The organism is Methylobacterium sp. ARG-1, assembly GCF_001262595.1.
GTDB classification, from domain to species: domain Bacteria; phylum Pseudomonadota; class Alphaproteobacteria; order Rhizobiales; family Beijerinckiaceae; genus Methylobacterium; species Methylobacterium brachiatum.
This window is the reverse complement of sequence record NZ_LHCD01000012.1, coordinates 43107-59642: the sequence shown is the minus strand read 5'-3', so window position 1 is coordinate 59642 and position 16536 is coordinate 43107. Positions and strand designations below refer to the sequence as shown.

Here is a 16536-nt window from a genome sequence, read left to right as displayed (position 1 = left end):
GATTGGCAGAACGCTTTGACAGAAGCGCGCAAACGCCGCGAGGTCCAGCGGCCGATTTCAATCGCGCACCTCTCTGCCACCGTTTCCACAGCGTGCCCACCCGGATATCCGCTTGGCCGGGGGCGGCCGGCGCCCCGGAGGACCCTGAGCCGTGACAGCCTATACGGCCTATAGCCTGCGCGCCCGGCTGCTCGCCCTGTGGTTCCTGCTGCTGGCCTCGGCGGCGGCCACGGCCTACCTCATGTTTGGTTTCTACAGCCAATCCACCGCCGTCCAGGTTGCGCAGGCCGAGGTCGCGGTCAATCGCGCCTGCCGAGAGATCATCGACCGCTACGCCGCCCTGGCGCGCCGCAGCGAGGGCGGCATCGCCCGGGCCCAGCTCCGCCCCACCGTCGCAGCCGCGCTCGATCTCTATCCGGGCATCGAGGGCGGGGTCTGGAGCTCCGTGGAGGGACCGGTCGCCTACGCCTATCCGACCTACGAGGGCACCGGGCCGAAGACCGACCTGCCCGAGGCCGAGCGCGAGAGCATCGCGGGGGTGAACGCCCAGGCGCTGCGGGTTGACCACGCGGTGTCGCTCCGCCGACCGAGCCGCACGCAGGTCCTTCTGATCCAGGGCTGCCCCCTGCACGGGCCGGAAGCCGGGCTGACCGCCTGGACCATGGGCCGCGCCCATGTCAATGACGGCCCGGCCTATACCCGCTTCCTGGCAGGCCTCGGATTCCTGGCCGTGACGGTGCTGGGCTCGGCGGCCTTCCTCGGGTGGTTCCTGTACGGGTTCTCGGGCCGGATCGCCCGGCTGGAGGCCGCCCTGGCGGCGCCGCGGCCGGACGGCGAGGACCTGCCGCATCTCGACCCGACCGGCGAGCGCGAGCTCGACCGTCTGGTCGACACCCTCAACGCCGCGGGCGGGCGCCTGCGGGAGGCCCGCGCCCGAATGGTCGCCGCCGAGCGCCTGGCCGCCGTCGGCCGCCTCGCCGCCAGCATCGCCCACGAGATCCGCAACCCGATCGCGGCCATGCGGCTGAAGGCCGAGAACGCCCTGGTCAGCGGCGATCCGGCCCGTGCCACGGTGGCTCTGGAGAGCGTGCTCGGCCAGATCGCCCGGGTCGACCACCTGCTGCGCGACCTGCTCAGTCTCACCCAGGCCCGGACGCTGAACCGCACCCCCACCGACATCGCCGCGCTGCTCGCCGATTGCGCCCGGCTGCACGAGGATCTGGCGAGCGCTCGCGACGTCCGGATCGCGATCGCGGCGGAATCTTTGCCCCGGGGGGACCGACCGCAGATCGACGGGCCTCAGATCGCCCGCGCCCTCGACAATCTGCTGCTCAACGCCCTTCAGCACACGCCCCCGGGCGGTCGGGTCCGCCTCGCCGCCGAGCGGGTGACCGTCGACGGCGCGGTGCGCCTGCACCTGCGGGTGTCCGACACCGGTTCCGGCATCGATCCGGCGATCCGAGGCGGCCTGTTCGAGCCGTTCGTGACCGGCCGACCGGACGGGACCGGGCTGGGTCTCGCAATCGTGCGCGAGATCGCTCTGGCGCATCGTGGCGCGGTCAGGCTCATCGACGGTGAGCCCGAGACCACCTTCGTGCTGGACCTGCCATGGCGACCATCCTGATCGTCGACGACGATTCCGCCCTGCGCGAGGGTTTGGCCGAGACCGTCGCCGATCTCGGCCATCACCCGCTGCCGGCCGCCTCCGGGGCGGAGGCCCTGGCGCGCCTGCGCGAGACGCCGGTCGCCGCGGTGCTGCTCGACCTGCGGATGCCCGGCGAGTTCGACGGCATGGCCACCCTGGCGCGGATCTGCGCCCTGCCGGGCCGGCCGCCCGTGACCGTGCTCACCGCCTTCGCGAGCCCGGCCAACACGATCGAGGCGATGCGGCTCGGCGCGCATGACCATCTCACCAAGCCGGTCGGCCGCGCCGACCTCGCGGCGAACCTCGACTCCATGCTGTCGAGCGCACGCCCGGATCCGGGGGATACGGGCCCGGAGGGCGGGCTGATCGGGTCGAGCGCCGGCATGCGCCGGGTCCTGAAGACCATCGGGCTCGTGGCCGACACCGACTCCACCGTGCTGATCCAGGGCGAGACCGGGACCGGCAAGGAGGAGGTGGCCCGGGCACTCCACGCCTATTCCGCCCGGCGGGGCCGGCCGTTCGTGCCGATCAACTGCGCGGCGATCCCGCCCGAGCTCCTGGAGAGCGAGCTCTTCGGCCATGTCCGCGGCGCCTTCACGGGCGCGGTCGGCGACCGGGCCGGCGCCTTCCATCAGGCCGAGGGCGGCACCCTGTTCCTCGACGAGATCGGTGACATGCCCCCGCCGATGCAGGCCAAGATCCTGCGGGTGATCCAGGACCGGATGGTCACGCCGCTCGGCGGCCGCGCCGCCCGGGTCGATGTCCGCCTGGTGGCCGCGACCCACCGTGACCTGCCCGCCCTGGTGGAGGCGGGCCTGTTCCGCGCCGACCTGTATTACCGCCTCAACGTCGTGCCGTTGCTGCTGCCGCCCCTGCGCGAGCGACTGGCCGACATCGTGCCCCTGGCCGAGCATTTCCTCGCGCCCTCGGGCAAGCGTCTCAGCGCCGGCGCGGCCTCGCGGCTGCTCGCCTATGGCTGGCCCGGGAACGTCCGCGAATTGCGCAACGTCGTCGAGCGCGCGGCCGTGCTGGTCCGCTGCGGGGTAATCGCCCCCGATGCCATCGACCTGCCGGCCGAGCGGCCGGCCTCGCGGATCGAGGAGGCCGGCCTGCCCGCGGATTGGCTCGACGGCGACCTGCCCGGCGCCGTCGCGCGCCTGGAGCGCACCATGATTGCCCTCGCGCTGCGCGAGGCGGACGGCAACCGCGCCCGGGCCGCCCGCCGCCTCGGTATCCAGCGACAGCTCCTCTACGCGAAGATCGAGCGCTACGGGCTGGCGAGCCCGGGGACGGATCTGTCCGCAGAAACGACGGTGCATGTCGCAAATCCCGACGCATCGGACGCGCTGGGGAGGGGGTAAACCCCTCGGCGGCCTGAGAATCACGCCGAAACGCGCAATCTTGAACGATTCCAGGGAACTGACGGATTAAGTGGGCGTCAAGCTCGTCACGTGCCGGCCCGGGCGGGTGGGCCGCGGCGGCATGCATGCGGAGGCCAGGGCAGGATGGACAGGACCGATACCGGAGCCGCGGCGCGCGGCGCGACCGTCCGGGCTCCCTCCGCCAAGGCCCTGCGCGGCCTCGACGCCCTCAACTTCTTCCTGGCCGACGTGCGCGACGGGCTCGGGCCCTATCTGGCGATCTACCTGATCGCGGTGCGCGGGCCGGACCAGGGCTGGAACGAGGCCACCACCGGCCTGGTCATGACTATCGCGGGTATCCTCGGCCTCGTGGCTCAGACGCCGGCCGGCGCGCTCATCGACGCCACCAATCACAAGCGCGCCGTGGTGATCGGCGGCGCCATCGCGGTGACCGCGAGTTGCCTGATCCTGCCGTTCATCTCGAATTTCTACCTCGTCACCGCCACCCAATCGATCGCGGGCGTGGCCGGCACGATCTTCCCGCCGGCGCTGGCCGCGATCACGCTCGGCGTGGTCGGTCCGAAGATGTTCGCCAACCGGATCGGCCGCAACGAGGGCTTCAACCACGCCGGCAACGCGGCATCCGCGGCTATCGCCGGGGGGCTCGCCTATTTCTTCGGGTCGATTGTCGTGTTCTGGCTGATGGGCGTACTGGCCGCACTCTCGATCGGCGCCATGCTGATGGTCCCGGCCGACGCGATCGACGACGACCTCGCCCGCGGCATGACTGAGGCGGAGGCCAAGGCGGACGAGAAGCCGTCGGGCCTGGCGACCTTGCTGCAGAACAAGCCCTTGATGCTGTTCGCCGTGCTCTGCGCGATCTTCCACCTGTCCAATGCGGCGATGCTGACCTCGGTCGGCCAGCTGCTCACCCATCTCTCCGGCAAGGACCACGCGACATCGCTGATCGCCGTGTGCATCGTCGCGGCGCAATGCGTGATGGTGCCGGTGGCGATCTTCGTCGGCGCCAAGGCCGACATCATCGGGCGCAAGCCGATCTTCCTCGCCGCCTTCGGCGTGCTGGCTTTGCGTGGCGTCCTCTACACCCTCTCGGACAACCCGTTCTGGCTGGTCGGCGTGCAGCTTCTCGACGGGGTCGGGGCCGGGATCTACGGCGCCCTGTTCCCGATCGTCGTGGCCGACCTGACCCGGGGCGGGGGACGGTTCAACGCCGCCCAGGGCGCGGTGGCCACCGCCCAGGGTGTCGGCGCCTCGGTGAGCGCGACGCCGGCCGGGTTGATCATCGTGTCGGCCGGGTATTCCGCGGCGTTCCTGGCGCTGGCGGCGATCGCCGGGTTCGGCTTCGTCCTGTACCTGACGATGATGCCCGAGACCCGGGGCGGGGAAGCCGCCACCGGCACGCCGGATAGCGGTGCCGGCCTGCCCCCGGCCGTGCCGGCGCGCGCCTGACCGGCCGGCAGGAGCGCCCCATGTCCGCCCCCGATCCCCGCGCCGCGCCGCGGCGCGAGCCGCTCGTCTTCCTGCATGTCGGCGACCTGCATCTGCAGGATGAAGCGGCCCAGAATACCCGCGACCTGAACGCGATCCTCGACCAGATCGCCGCGATCGCCCCGCGCGACCTGTTCGACTTCGTGTACCTGCCCGGCGACTTGGCCGAGAACGGCTACGCCTCGGAATACCGGATCCTGAAGGCCGCGCTGGACCGGCATCCCGACCTGCCGGTGCGCCTGATCCCCGGCGACCACGACCGCCAGCACGGCCGGATGGACGATTTCCAGGCCTTCGCGGCGAGCCTGGTCGACCGTCTGCCGGAGCCGATGGTCTGGGACCTGGAGCAGCCGCCCTCCGGCTGCCCGGAAACCTGGCCGGTCGAACCGATCCCGCATTACTGCGCCAGCACGGATATCCAGGGCGTCCGCTGCCTGTTCATCGACATGATCAGCCCGGGTTTCGGCCGGAAAGGCATCGGGCTGGATTTCCGGCTCGGCCGCCTGCAGACGCAGTGGCTGAACGACCAGCTCGCCGAGGCCGGTACGCAGCAGATGCCGTGCGCAGTGTTCATGCACGCCTATCCCGACGACCTGCGCGAGCCGGACGAGCGCCTCGACATCGGCGGCCTGTTCTGGGCGACGCGGGTGCGCCTCGTGGAGATGGGCCACACCCATTACAACGAGCTCGCCCCCGATGGCCGGACCCTCTACGCCGCCGCCCGCTCGGTGGGGCAGAACGAGGATGGCTCGGTCGGCTACGCGGTCGCGGCGATCGACGGGCCGGTGACGAGCTGGCGCTTCCGCGCACTGGACCGGACCGCGCCGTTCGTGCTGATCACGAGCCCCGCCGACCGGCGGGTCGCCACCCTTCCGACGTCGCCCGCGAGCAGCGGCATGGAGCTCGACGCCGAAGGGCGGATCACGGTCCGGGCACTGGTGCTATCCGATGCCCCGCCGAATTACGTCCATTGCCGGGTCGATACTGGACCCTGGCTGCTGATGGAGCGTCGTCCGGATTCGCGCTGCTACGAGGCGGCCCTGGCTTGGGACGGGGCCGGACGCAGCATCCAGGTCGAGGCGGTCGATGGACGCTGGCCCGGCCACGGCCCCGATTTCGTCGACACCGACGTGATCGAGCCGGTGATCGTCACCTCGGACAGCGTGGCACCACCTCCGATGCCGCATAAACCGGGGAGCGATGCGGGCCGGATCCGATCCTGGGTCGGCAAGGGCGTGCGCGGCGATCAGCTCGGGCCCAACCGCTACGGCCGCAAGTGGTGATCGTGACTCAGCGGTGATCCTCACCACGACTCCGGGGGGAGATGTTTCGACGTGTTTGCTGGACTGACCCTGACACCGAACCTGGCGACCTGGGGCATCGCCGCGCTCGCCACCCTGGGCGTGATCGTGCGCCCGTTCTCCTGGCCGGAGGCGATCTGGGCGGTGCTCGGCGCCGCCCTGCTGGTCGTGCTCGGCCTGCTGCCCTGGCAAGTCGCCCTGGACGGCGTCTCCAAGGGCACCGATGTCTACCTGTTCCTCGTCGGCATGATGCTGCTCGCCGAGATCGCCCGGAAGGAAGGTCTGTTCGATTGGCTGGCCGGCCTGGCGGTGCGCGCCGCCAAGGGCTCGCCGACCCGGCTGTTCCTGCTGATCTACATCGTCGGCACCGTGGTCACGGTGTTCCTGTCCAACGATGCCTGCGCGGTGGTGCTGACGCCCGCGGTCTACGCCGCCGCCAAGGCCGCTGACGCCGAGCCCCTGCCCTACCTGTTCATCTGCGCCTTCATCGCCAACGCGGCGAGCTTCGTTCTGCCGATCTCGAACCCGGCCAACCTTGTGGTGTTCGCCACCGACATGCCGCCCCTCGGCCAGTGGCTCGCAACCTTCGCGCTGCCCTCGGTCCTGGCGATTGTGGCCACCTACGCGGTGCTGCGGCTGACCCAAAATACCCGGCTCAAGGGCCAGACCATCAAGACCGAGGTCGAGACCGTGCATCTCGGGCTGGGCGGCAAGGTCGCGGGGCTCGGCATCATCGCCACCGCGGGTGCGCTGATCGGGGCCTCGGCCGCGGGCATCGAACTCGGCCTGCCCACCTTCGTTGCCGGCCTCGCCACGACCCTGCTGGTGGTCGCACTGAACCGCGGCGGCCTGGTCGAGGTGGTGAAAGACGTGTCCTGGGCGGTGCTGCCCCTGGTGGCCGGCCTGTTCGTGCTGGTCGAGGCCCTGGAGAAGACCGGGATCCTCACCCTGCTGGCCGACACCCTGAAAGGCTACGCCCAGACCGACCCCGCCGCCACCGCCTGGGCGGGCGGCGCCATCGTCGCCTTCGGGTCGAACCTCGTGAACAACCTGCCGGCCGGGCTGCTGGCCGGGGCCGCGGTCCAGGCGGCCGAGGTCTCGCACAAGGTCGCGGGCGCGATCCTGATCGGCGTCGATCTCGGGCCGAACCTCTCGGTGACCGGTTCGCTCGCCACGATCCTGTGGCTCACCGCGATCCGCCGCGAGGGCGAGGACGTGTCGGCCTGGCAGTTCCTCAAGCTCGGCCTGCTGGTGATGCCGCCCGCCCTGGTGCTCGCACTCGGAGCCCTGCTGCTCGTCTGAGAACCCGGTCTCCGGTTCCCAGGACGACGCCTTTCCCAACCGCCTCGCCCTCTCACGACCGGAGACCGGCCCCTTGAACGCCGCCCTGCTCTATCCCTTCATCCTGGTTGCCGGTGCGCTCCAGGCGCTCGGCAATTCCATGAACGCGCGCCTGCGCGACGCGCTGGTCAATCCGTGGCTGGCGGCGACCTACTCGTTCATGCCGATCGTGATCGTGTTCACGATCCTGTTCTTCACCATGCCGACGCCGCTGCCGACGCTGCAGACCCTGGGCTCGATGCCCTGGTACGCGCCGCTCGGCGGGGTGGCCGGCGCGGTGGCGGTGTTCGGCGGGCTCGCCTTCGTCGACAAGGTCGGGGCCGGCCCGTTCAACGGCCTGACCATCACAGCCAACATCCTGACCTCCCTGGCGCTGGACAGCCTCGGCCTGTTCGGCCTCCAGGCCGGCGGCTTCAAGCCGATGCCCTGGCTCGGCGGCCTGCTGATGGTGGTGGGCATCGTGTTCATCGCCCGCGTCACCGGCCCGAAATCGGACGACGAGACGGCGGAATCGAGCGAGGGCGGCCTGATGGCCAAGCTGCTCTACCCGTTCATCCTGGTCGCGGGCTCGCTCCAGGCGGTCGGCGTGGTGCTCAACGCGCAGCTGCGCGGCGCCCTGGTGAATCCCTGGCTCGCCGCCACCGTGTCGTTCGTGCCCGTGGCCCTGGTGTTCCTGTTCGTGTTCCTGCTGCGCCCGACGCCGCTGCCGACCCGGGCGGATATGGCGCGGGTGCCGTGGTGGGGCGCGCTGGGCGGCATCGCCGGCGCGGTGGCGGTGTTTGCCGGCCTGCTCTTCGTCGACAAGGTCGGGGCCGGCGCCTTCAACGGCCTGCTGATCACCGCGAACCTGTTCACCTCCATCGCCATCGACCATTTCGGCTGGCTCGGGATGAAGCGCGTCCGCGCCGGCATCGGCCGGCTGATCGGCGGCCTGCTGATGGCCGCGGGCATCGTGCTGATCTCGGTGTTCTGATCGGGCCCGAGCCACGCTGGCACTTTCGGCACGCGGAGCCGGCGGCCGGGAGGCGCCGGACACGCTACGTCTTTCGAGGCGCCGGGCGGGTCGGCCGGCGCGGCCTACCCCTTAAGACCATCTCGGCCCCGTGTGGGGGGCGGGCCTGCCTGGACCGTCGCTGAAGTCGAACCGGCAGACGTCCAATGATCCCGCGTCACCTTCCCGTGCTCGATGGCTGGCGCGGCTGCGCGATCCTGCTCGTGCTCGTCGGCCATTTCGCCACCAGCCGCGGGATCAATCTCGGCCGTTTCGGCGTGGAGCTGTTCTTCGTGCTGAGCGGGCGCCTGATGGCGGAGATCCTGTTCGTGCGCGCCGTGCCGCTGACGCGGTTCGTCGTCCGCCGGGCGTCCCGCATCTACCCGGCGCTGATCGGCTTCGTGCTAGCGATGAGCGGGCTCGCCATCGCCACCGGCCGTGAAGGGGAGCTCCCCGGCTATCTCGCCGCGCTGACGCTCACCTACAATTACTACCACCTGTGGTTTGCCGAGGCGCCCAATGTCGACCATGTCTGGTCGCTCTGCGTCGAGGAGCACAGCTACATCCTGCTCGGGCTGATCGCGCTGCTCTGGCGCCGGTTCGGCTTCGCCCTGCTCCCGGTGCTCGCCATTCTGGCCGGCCTGGCCTGCCTGAATGGCCTGGTCTCCACCGCGCTCGGCGGCAGCTACACGGATGTGTACTGGCGCAGCGACGTGCGGGGGGCCTCGATCCTGCTGGGGGCGGCGGCCTACCTGAAGTTCGGCCGCAGCGATCCGACGCGCGCGAGGCCGTCCTGGAGGCCCGCGGTGTTGCTCCTCCTCGGCCTGATGCTGAACGTCGACGCCGTACCGGACCCGATCAAGTACAGCCTCGGCACCGCATCGCTCGCCGCCGCGGTGGCGACGATCCCCAACGCCCCGGACGTCCTGCGCCGGGGCCTGACATCGACGCCGCTCGTCCTGTTCGGCGCCTGGTCGTACTCGATCTACCTGTGGCAGCAGCCGTTCTACGTCCTGCACGAGGCGATGGGCGGGCGCATCGCCAAGGCCCTCGTCCTGCCGGCCATCGCCCTGGGCATAATCAGCCTGTTCCTGATCGAGCGGCCGATACGACGCTACCTCAACCGCGTGTTCGATCGCGTGGCGGGCCGGAACCGGAGCGAGGCGAAGTCGTACGCAATGCCCTGAAAACCGTCCGACTCCGCGCTCTCAAGTGCAGCCGACGCAAGACTTGGGGCAATGAAACCGCTTCCCAATACTGAGCCGCGCGCCCAGCGCGTCTCAGGATGCGGTCAAAAATGGGACAAGGCCGTCAGACCGGAGCCTAACCTCCGCCAGACGCCCGAAAGGAATACGAATTTCCCGCCCCGTTAAACCGCTGCCGCCATCTGGGGTACGGCGCCGATCATGCTGGGTGTGGGCTCGGGCGGGGCCTTGCGGGAGACGTAGTACAGATCGACCGCGCGCCAGAACGCGGTCTGCTCTTCGACGGACCGACGGGCCAAGGCCGATTCGAGGATCGCCATCGCGGCCCGTGCGGGCTCGCTCCGCTCGAGTTCGTCGAGCAGGCCGGCGAGATGCAGCATGGGGGTTTACCTCCGAACGAACCACGTCGCGGAACAACGCCCAAGCTTACGAAATGGATCCATCCGCCAGCGGATCGGGTGCACGAAACTTGCCTCGCACCGGGCGGGGTCTACGATCCCGCCCGGCGAGCCCGACTCGCGATCCCCTGTCAGACCACAAGGATCCCCGATGATCTCATGCCGAAGCGGCGCGGGCCGAGCCCTGCGCGGAGCGACCCTGGCGCTGGTGCTCGCCGGCACGCTCGGGGCGACCCCGCTCCGCGCCCGCGAGATGACGGATGCCAGCACTGCGGCGGCGGTGAAGAAGCCCAACGTGGTGATCCTGGCCACCGGCGGCACGATCGCGGGCGCGGGTGCCGACGCGGCCAACAGCGCGACCTACACGGCCGCCAAGGTGCCGGTGGACAAGCTGATCGCGGCGGTGCCGCAGGTCAGCACCATCGCCAATGTGCGCGGCGAGCAGGTCTTCCAGATCGCTTCCGAGAGCTTCACCGACGCCCAGCTGATCCAGCTCGCCAAGCGCGTCTCCGCCCTGCTCAAGCAGGACGACGTGGACGGCGTGGTCATCACCCACGGCACCGATACCCTGGAGGAGACGTCGTTCTTCCTCGACCTCGTGGTCAAGAGCGACAAGCCGATCGTGGTGGTCGGGTCGATGCGCCCGGGCACGGCGATCTCGGCCGACGGCGCCCTCAACCTGCTCGACGCCGTGACGGTGGCGGCCAGCAAGGAGGCGATCGGCAAGGGCGTAACCGTGACGATGAACGACACGATCCAGTCGGGTCGCGACGTGAACAAGCGGACCAACGTCGTCCCGAGCGCCTTCTACAGCCAGTGGGGACCGCTCGGCATGGTGATCGAGGGCAAGACCTACTTCTTCCGGTCGCTCTCCAAGCGGCACAACACCAGCTCCGAGTTCGACATCGATCAGATCGACAGCCTGCCGCTGGTCGGCATCGTCTACGGCTCCGGCAACATGATCCCCGGCATCTACGATGCCGAGGTCCAGGCCGGTGCAAAGGCGATCGTCAACGCCGGTACGGGCAACGGCTCGGTGGCCGGCTACCTCGTGGACAAGCTCAAGGACATCCGCTCCAAGGGCACGATCGTGATCCGCTCCTCGCGGGTGCCGGACGGTCTGGTCCTGCGCAACGCCGAGCAGCCCGACGACAAATACGACTGGGTCGTCGCCCACGACCTCAATCCGGCCAAGGCCAAGATCCTGGCGGCCGTGGCGCTGACCAAGACGCAGGACACCAAGGAGCTGCAGCGCATCTTCTGGGAATATTGACAGCGTCCCTTTCTCGACGCGCCGACCCTCGAACTCATCCTGAGGCGGAGGCGCGCAGCGTCACCCTCAAAGGAGCCCTCCAGGGACCACTGCGCTTTCTGGAGGACTCCTTCGAGGCCCGCTGACACGGGCACCTCAGGATGAGGGGGGAACCGGGAGATCCGAAAGCCTGCGATACTCTCGATCGTGCGCCCGACGCTCCGGCTCCCCGCGCGGCGACTGGGTTACTTCCCGCGGCGCACCCCTTAGATACCGGCGCGAGGCGGTTGCGCCGAGGGAGTCGGACGTGGCTCCGAGTCGGCGATCCGTCGGCACCCTGGACGGAGGAACCAGCATGACCGAGCTTCATCCCGAGGTCGCGGCGGTCACCGAGCGCGTCGTGGCGCGCTCCCGCGAGTCCCGGCGGACCTATCTCGACCTGATCGCCCGGGAGCGCGAGTCCGGCGTGCATCGGCCGACGCTGGCCTGCGGCAACCTCGCCCACGGCTTCGCCGCCTCCGGCGAGGACAAGCCGGCGCTCCGCGACGGCCGGACGGTGATGAATATCGGCATCGTCACCGCCTACAACGACATGCTCTCGGCGCATCAGCCCTACGGACGCTATCCCGACCAGATCAAGGTCTTCGCCCGCGAGCGCGGCGCCACCGCCCAAGTGGCGGGCGGCACCCCGGCGATGTGCGACGGGGTCACGCAAGGGCAGCGCGGCATGGAGCTGTCGCTGTTCTCCCGGGACACGATCGCGCTCTCGACCGCGGTGGGCCTGAGCCACGGCATGTTCGATGGCGCCGCGCTGCTCGGCATCTGTGACAAGATCGTGCCCGGCCTCTTGATCGGCGCGCTGCGCTTCGGCCATTTGCCGACGATTCTGATCCCGGCCGGGCCGATGCCCTCGGGGCTCGCCAACAAGGAGAAGCAGCGGATCCGCCAGCTCTACGCCGAAGGCAAGGTCGGCCGCGCGGAGCTGCTCGAATCCGAATCTGCCTCCTATCACGGGGCCGGCACCTGCACATTCTACGGCACCGCCAACTCGAACCAGATGATGATGGACATGATGGGCCTGCACATGCCGGGCGCCTCGTTCATCAATCCCGGCACGAAGCTGCGCCAAGCCGTGACCCGGGCGGCGATCCACCGGCTCACCGAGATCGGCGCCGCCGGCAATGATTACCGGCCGCTCGGCCTGTGCGTGGACGAGAAGGCGATCGTGAACGCTGCGGTCGGCCTGCTCGCCACCGGCGGCTCGACCAACCACGCGATCCACCTGCCGGCCATCGCCCGTGCCGCCGGCATCGTGATCGACTGGGAGGATATCGACCGGCTGTCGAACGCCGTGCCGCTCATCGCCCGGGTCTACCCGAACGGCGCGGGCGACGTGAACCACTTCCACGCCGCCGGCGGCATGAGCTTCGTCATGGCCGCCCTCCTCGATGCCGGGCTGCTGCACGACGACATCCTGACGGTGGCCGGCCAGTCCCTGCGCGACCATGCCCGCGACCCGAAGCTCGACGGCGACGAGCTCACCTTCGAGGACGCGGTGCCGGAAAGCCTGGACGAGACCATGATCCGCCGGCCCGACAACCCGTTCCAGCCCGATGGCGGCATGCGGCTGGTGACCGGCAATCTCGGCCGGGCGACGTTCAAGACCAGCGCGGTCGAGGAGCAGCGGCGGACCATCGAGGCCCCGGCCCGGGTCTTCTCCGATCAGGACGACGTGCTCAAGGCGTTCAAGGCCGGCGAGCTGGAGCGCGACGTGGTCGTGGTCGTCCGGTTCCAGGGCCCGCGTGCCAACGGCATGCCCGAGTTGCACAAGCTGACACCGCCGCTCGGCGTCCTCCAGGATCGCGGCCACAAGGTCGCTCTGGTCACGGACGGCCGGATGTCGGGTGCCTCCGGCAAGGTGCCGGCCGCCATCCACCTGAGCCCCGAGGCCCTGGGCGGCGGGGCGATCGGGCGGATTCGCGACGGCGACATCATCCGCCTCAGCGCAGCCGAGGGGTTGCTGCAGGTGATGGTCGACGACGCGGAGCTGGCCGCCCGCGCGGACGCGGTCCAGCCGGTCCCGGAGGCGGGAACCGGGCGGGAGCTGTTCGCTTTCATGCGCCACGGGGCCGACACCGCCGAGCGGGGCGCCTCAGCCATGCTTGCGGCCGCCGGTCTCTGAACGTCGAACGGGAGAAGCCGATCATGAATGATCTGACCAGCATCGACGCGCTGATGCGCTCCGTGCCCGTCATCCCGGTCCTCGTGATCGAGGACGTGGCCCAGGCCCGGCCGATCGCCGAGGCCCTGGTCCAGGGCGGCCTGACCGCCCTGGAGGTCACGCTGCGCACGCCCGCCGCCTTGGATGTGATCCGCGAGATGACCCAGGTCGAGGGCGCGGTGGTCGGGGCCGGCACGGTCCTGAACCCGGTCGATCTCGAGAACGCCCTGGCCGCAGGCGCCGAGTTCATCGTCTCGCCGGGGCTCACCGAGCCGCTCACCGACGCCGCCAAGACCAACGGCGTGCCCTACCTACCGGGCGTCGCCACGGCAGCCGACATCATGCGCGGGCTCGATTACGGGCTCGACCGGTTCAAGTTCTTCCCGGCCGAGGCAGCGGGCGGAATCAAGGCCCTCAAGGCACTGACCGCCGTGTTCGGCCAGGTGAAGTTCTGCCCGACCGGAGGGATCACCGAGGCCACCGCGCCGGATTGGCTCGCCATCCCGTCGGTGCTGTGCGTCGGCGGAAGTTGGGTGGTGAAGCCCGGCCTGCTCGACCCGGATGCCATCAAGCGCGCCGCCCGTACCGCCGCCAACTTGCGTAAGGCTGCCTGACGACATCGACGAACGAGAACGCCCGCCGCGGTTTGAGCCGGGCGGGCGTTCCACCAAAGACCGATGCGGTTGAGCCCGATCAGCAGTCGTCGCCGCCCTTGGCCGCCTGGGCAGCGGTCGGCTTGCCGCTGGACTGGGCCTGCACGTCGGAGGGCGACGTGGCGGTGCCGGCGTTCTTCATCGCGCCGACAGTGCCGGGGGACTCAGCCTTGGCGCCCGGGGAAGTCGGGTCCTTCACGCTCGGATCGACCGTCGAGGCCTTGCTGGCTTCCTTGTCGCGCGTCACGGTCGTCCCAGTCGCGCACGGAGCCGCGAAGGCGGCGGTCGACATCAGGATGAGAGCGCCGGCGCCTGCAAGGGTCGTGATCTTGGTCATGCGTTCCTCCGATTTATTGAGCGCATGACAAACGGACCCAGCAGTCGCTGGTTCCTTAATATTTCCATCTCGCAACTTCTGCAGGGCATTTTCCCTGAGATGTCGTGATCGATTGCACTTATTCCGCCGGTTGCGGCTCCCGGCGCTCCCGCGGGGTGAAGAGATTGCCCTGCGGCTCCAGCACGATCCGCTTCTCGTGGAACGCGTCGAGCGTCGAGCGATGGCCGATGGAGACGATGGTGGTATCGGGCAGGCGCTCCCGCAGCATCCGGTAGATCTTCGCTTCCGACGGCTCGTCGAGGGAGGCGGTCGATTCGTCGAGGAACAGCCAGGCGGGCTTGGCCAGGATCGCCCGGGCGATGGCGAGGCGCTGCTGCTCGCCGCCCGACAGGCGCCGTTCCCAGGTGTCGGTCTCGTCGAGGCGGTCGACGAGATGCGGCAGCTGGGCAGCCGTCAGGGCGTCGCGGATCGCCGCGTCCGTGAACTGGTCGGTGGTGTTCGGGTAGACCACGGCGCCGCGCAGGGTGCCCTGCGGGATGTAGGGCCGCTGCGGCAGCAGCAGCGTCGATTGCCCGGCCGGCACGTCGACCCGGCCCTTGCCGAACGGCCAGATCCCGGCGATCGCCCGGAACAGCGTCGACTTGCCGGAGCCTGAGGGGCCGGTGACCAGGGTGGCGCCGCCCTTGGCGAGGGTCAGCTCCGGGGCCGAGACGATCTCGCGGCCGTCCGGTAGGGCAAGCACCAGCCCGCGGGCGGTGACGCCGTTGGCGGTCTCGTTGCCCTGGACAAGCCCGTAGCCCGCCGCCTCCAGCGCCTCGGCCTTGCTCATGGCCCGGCGGAAGGACCCGAGACGGATGGTGTTGGCCTTGTAGGACGCGAGGGTCGTGTAGGAATCCACGAAGAAGGATAGCGAGCTCTGCACCTGCGAGAAGGCCTGCGAGGTCTGCTGCAGCGCGCCCAGAGTAATCTTTTTCGCGAAAAAGGACGGCGCGGCGAGCACCATCGGGAAGATCACGCTCGCCTGCCGGTAGCTGAACGTGAAGGCGATCAGCTTGATGCGGCGGAAGATGATGCCGACATAATTGTCGATGATCATGTGGAACAGCGAGCCGAGCCGCGTGGCTTCCGCGCGCTCGCCGCGCAGCAGCGCGATCTGCTCCGAGTAGATCCGGTTGCGGGCCAGCGAGAAGCGGAAATCGGCCTCGACCTGCTCCTGTCGGAAGTTGAGCCCGATCAGGGGCCGGCCGATCAGGTGGGTGAGCCAGGTGCCGACCACTGCGTAAGCGATGACCAGCCAGACCAGGAAGCCCGGGATCACCGTATCGGTGAACGGCACGACGAAGTCGCGCGACAGGGTCCACAGGATCACGATGAACGAGACGAGCTGCGCCGCCTGGCTGAGCAGCCTGATTGACAGGCTCGCGGTCTGCTGGATGAACAGGTTGACGTCGGCCTGGATACGCTGATCCGGGTTGTCCGCCTCCTCGTCGGTGAACGGGATGCGGTAATGGGTGCCGTTGCCGAGCCAGCGCTCGTACAGGCTGTGCGTCAGCCAAGTGCGCCAGCGGATGTGCAGGGAGGAATCGACGAACAAGTCGAACATGCCGATGGCGATGTTGAGCATCGCCAACGGGATAAAGATCCAGAGCAACTGGTACCAGAACGCCGCCGCGTCGTATTCCTGCAGCGAGTTGTAGATGTCGCGGTAGAAGAAATTGAACCGCAGGGTCAGCGCCACGTCGGCGAAGTTCACGAAAATCGACAGCGCGACGAGGTTGCGCCCGATCCGGCCCTCGGTGCTGCCGAACCAGCGGAACAGGCCGATCTCCTTGGTCGGCTTGTCCCGATTGGCGAAATACGGATCGGCGATGTCGGTGATCGCCCGGATCGGCTCGAGATACGACACGCCGAGCACGATGGCGCCGAACACTACGGCGCCGGTGGCGGCAAAATCGGGCGGCAGCAGCGCGGCCACGACCGGGGGCAGGAGGCCCATGGCGGCCACCGTCTTCATGCCGGCCAGCAGCAGGTAGCCGAGCCCGTAGACCGAGACGAAGACCTTCAGATAGGCGGAGATGCCGTTGGCCGCGATCAGGATGCCGGCCATCACGAAGCCGGCGAGCGACACGTAGAGCGGCGGGCTGGGGATCCCCGGAAGCGCCAGCAGGATCAGCGCGGCCACGGCCGTCAGCACGGCCTGGATCCCGAGCCCGGTCCTGAGTGAAGCCACGCGTGTCTCCCGCCTAACGTGAGCGCCCATTCGGGAACGCAACCCGGCGGCCTTGGCCCTGGGTCGTGGCGAGAACGTGGCATGTCGTCGGC

The 16536-nt window shown here is 69.5% G+C and carries 13 protein-coding genes; 10 read left to right on the top strand and 3 right to left on the bottom strand.

Annotation, left to right across the window (positions count from 1 at the left end):
* The first annotated feature begins 151 nt into the window (after positions 1–151).
* From AKJ13_RS13450 to AKJ13_RS13420, 7 genes are all read left to right on the top strand, one after another.
* Positions 152–1624, top strand: coding sequence for an ATP-binding protein (locus tag AKJ13_RS13450; protein WP_050733798.1), 1473 nt, complete (start codon positions 152–154; stop codon positions 1622–1624).
* Positions 1609–3006, top strand: coding sequence for a sigma-54 dependent transcriptional regulator (locus AKJ13_RS13445; RefSeq protein WP_050733797.1), 1398 nt, complete (start codon positions 1609–1611; stop codon positions 3004–3006). The genes AKJ13_RS13450 and AKJ13_RS13445 overlap by 16 nt, the downstream gene beginning before the upstream one ends.
* 144 nt (positions 3007–3150) lie before the next feature.
* Positions 3151–4476 carry an MFS transporter gene (locus AKJ13_RS13440; RefSeq protein ID WP_050733796.1) on the top strand — a complete coding sequence of 442 codons (1326 nt, stop codon included), beginning with the start codon at positions 3151–3153 and terminating at the stop codon, positions 4474–4476.
* A 20-nt stretch (positions 4477–4496) separates the two neighbouring features.
* Entirely contained in the window at positions 4497–5798 is a 1302-nt protein-coding gene (locus AKJ13_RS13435; RefSeq protein WP_050733795.1) for a metallophosphoesterase, read from the top strand.
* A gap of 51 nt (positions 5799–5849) precedes the next feature.
* Positions 5850–7118, top strand: coding sequence for an arsenic transporter (locus tag AKJ13_RS13430; RefSeq protein WP_082316945.1), 1269 nt, complete (start codon positions 5850–5852; stop codon positions 7116–7118).
* A gap of 73 nt (positions 7119–7191) precedes the next feature.
* Positions 7192–8130 carry a DMT family transporter gene (locus tag AKJ13_RS13425; protein WP_050733794.1) on the top strand — a complete coding sequence of 313 codons (939 nt, stop codon included), beginning with the start codon at positions 7192–7194 and terminating at the stop codon, positions 8128–8130.
* Positions 8131–8315: 185 nt separating this feature from the next.
* Positions 8316–9335, top strand: coding sequence for an acyltransferase (locus AKJ13_RS13420; RefSeq protein ID WP_050733793.1), 1020 nt, complete (start codon positions 8316–8318; stop codon positions 9333–9335).
* A gap of 182 nt (positions 9336–9517) precedes the next feature.
* On the opposite strand, the gene AKJ13_RS13415 is transcribed toward AKJ13_RS13420, so the two are convergent.
* Entirely contained in the window at positions 9518–9733 is a 216-nt protein-coding gene (locus tag AKJ13_RS13415; RefSeq protein WP_050733792.1) for a hypothetical protein, read from the bottom strand.
* A 169-nt stretch (positions 9734–9902) separates the two neighbouring features.
* On the opposite strand from AKJ13_RS13415, the gene AKJ13_RS13410 reads away from it, so the two are divergent.
* From AKJ13_RS13410 to eda, 3 genes are all read left to right on the top strand, one after another.
* Positions 9903–11024, top strand: a complete 1122-nt coding sequence (locus AKJ13_RS13410; protein ID WP_082316944.1) for a type II asparaginase — start codon at positions 9903–9905, stop codon at positions 11022–11024.
* Between the two features lie 334 nt (positions 11025–11358).
* Positions 11359–13185 (top strand): phosphogluconate dehydratase, encoded by a 1827-nt coding sequence (gene edd / locus AKJ13_RS13405; protein ID WP_050733791.1) that lies wholly within the window; start codon positions 11359–11361, stop codon positions 13183–13185.
* Positions 13186–13208: 23 nt separating this feature from the next.
* Positions 13209–13838 carry a bifunctional 4-hydroxy-2-oxoglutarate aldolase/2-dehydro-3-deoxy-phosphogluconate aldolase gene (gene eda / locus AKJ13_RS13400; protein ID WP_200905631.1) on the top strand — a complete coding sequence of 210 codons (630 nt, stop codon included), beginning with the start codon at positions 13209–13211 and terminating at the stop codon, positions 13836–13838.
* A 79-nt stretch (positions 13839–13917) separates the two neighbouring features.
* Here the strand turns inward: eda and AKJ13_RS13395 are convergent, their stop codons facing one another.
* The gene (locus AKJ13_RS13395; protein WP_007561111.1) at positions 13918–14214 is read right to left on the bottom strand and encodes a hypothetical protein; all 297 of its coding nucleotides are present in this window, start codon (positions 14212–14214) and stop codon (positions 13918–13920) included.
* A gap of 118 nt (positions 14215–14332) precedes the next feature.
* Complete coding sequence (locus AKJ13_RS13390) at positions 14333–16444, bottom strand: ABC transporter ATP-binding protein/permease (RefSeq protein WP_050733790.1); 2112 nt, start codon at positions 16442–16444, stop codon at positions 14333–14335.
* Positions 16445–16536 lie beyond the last annotated feature (92 nt).

What these genes read in the sequence shown, in the direction of transcription:
- AKJ13_RS13445 (WP_050733797.1), top strand. Translation starts at nt 1,609, where the DNA reads ATGGCGACCATCCTGATCGTCGACGACGATTCCGCCCTGCGCGAGGGT.
- AKJ13_RS13440 (WP_050733796.1), top strand. Translation starts at nt 3,151, where the DNA reads ATGGACAGGACCGATACCGGAGCCGCGGCGCGCGGCGCGACCGTCCGG.
- AKJ13_RS13435 (WP_050733795.1), top strand. Translation starts at nt 4,497, where the DNA reads ATGTCCGCCCCCGATCCCCGCGCCGCGCCGCGGCGCGAGCCGCTCGTC.
- AKJ13_RS13420 (WP_050733793.1), top strand. Translation starts at nt 8,316, where the DNA reads ATGATCCCGCGTCACCTTCCCGTGCTCGATGGCTGGCGCGGCTGCGCG.
- AKJ13_RS13415 (WP_050733792.1), bottom strand. Translation starts at nt 9,733, where the DNA reads ATGCTGCATCTCGCCGGCCTGCTCGACGAACTCGAGCGGAGCGAGCCC.
- AKJ13_RS13410 (WP_082316944.1), top strand. Translation starts at nt 9,903, where the DNA reads ATGATCTCATGCCGAAGCGGCGCGGGCCGAGCCCTGCGCGGAGCGACC.
- edd (WP_050733791.1), top strand. Translation starts at nt 11,359, where the DNA reads ATGACCGAGCTTCATCCCGAGGTCGCGGCGGTCACCGAGCGCGTCGTG.
- eda (WP_200905631.1), top strand. Translation starts at nt 13,209, where the DNA reads ATGAATGATCTGACCAGCATCGACGCGCTGATGCGCTCCGTGCCCGTC.
- AKJ13_RS13395 (WP_007561111.1), bottom strand. Translation starts at nt 14,214, where the DNA reads ATGACCAAGATCACGACCCTTGCAGGCGCCGGCGCTCTCATCCTGATG.